The sequence below is a fragment of the Kitasatospora nipponensis genome (assembly GCF_039528135.1).
Classification (GTDB): domain Bacteria; phylum Actinomycetota; class Actinomycetes; order Streptomycetales; family Streptomycetaceae; genus Kitasatospora; species Kitasatospora nipponensis.
Genome location: NZ_BAAALF010000763.1, coordinates 1 through 672 on the forward strand (window position 1 = coordinate 1; position 672 = coordinate 672).

Genomic DNA, 672 nt, shown 5'->3' on the forward strand with positions numbered 1-672 from the left:
GGTTCATGTTCCAGCCCGCGTCGAGCAGGGGGCGAAGGGCTGGATCTCCGGTGAACGTCGACCCGGCGAGGTAGCGCGGGCTGACGTGGTAATCGCGCCACCGCCCGTCGTTCGGGTTGTACGGCACGGCTCCTCCAATGGGGTGCGGGTCAGGGGCGGTGGCTTGCGGTCGAGGTGGAGCCGGTGACGGCTGACGGCTCGGCGATGCCGAGTTCGGCTGGCTGGGCCGGGGCGCATGTGGACGGAGGAGAGGTGCACGGGCAACGTCCACCAGGGGCGCGGGGCCGGGACACGGGGGTGGGGTACTCGGCGTCGAGGATCGCGGAGATGCTCTGCGCGCTCTCGGTGAGCAGGGCAGCGAGTTCGGCGCGGGCGGCGGGAGCGTTGTCGGAGGTCACGACAGGGCCATTCGGGTGATCGGGGCGGTGGTGGCGCGCGGCGTGGTGGCTGGGGCCAGGGGCGCGTTGTCCTGGCCGCGCGGTGAGCGGGCCACGGCTGCCTGGGTGCGCAGTTCGGCGGCTGTGCGCGGCGCGCTGTTCGTGCGCTGCTGGGCAGTGCGGTAGACGGCGTAGTCCGCACGAGGCCCGGCGGCGACGAGGAACACCTCCCGCTTGTGCTTGGAGTTGGTCGGTGCGTCGCGGAACTGCACGACCAGCCGGTGTGAGGCCCAGG

The 672-nt window shown here is 72.6% G+C and carries 1 protein-coding gene and 1 pseudogene; both read right to left on the reverse strand.

Annotation, left to right across the window (positions count from 1 at the left end; all coding sequences use genetic code 11):
- Positions 1–149: 149 nt before the first annotated feature.
- Positions 150–398: a hypothetical protein gene (locus ABD323_RS43185; protein ID WP_344447503.1), complete on the reverse strand. Its 249-nt coding sequence runs from the start codon at positions 396–398 to the stop codon at positions 150–152.
- Positions 395–672, reverse strand: a pseudogene (locus ABD323_RS43190) (hypothetical protein); the annotation flags it as partial. The gene ABD323_RS43185 and the pseudogene ABD323_RS43190, both read right to left, overlap by 4 nt.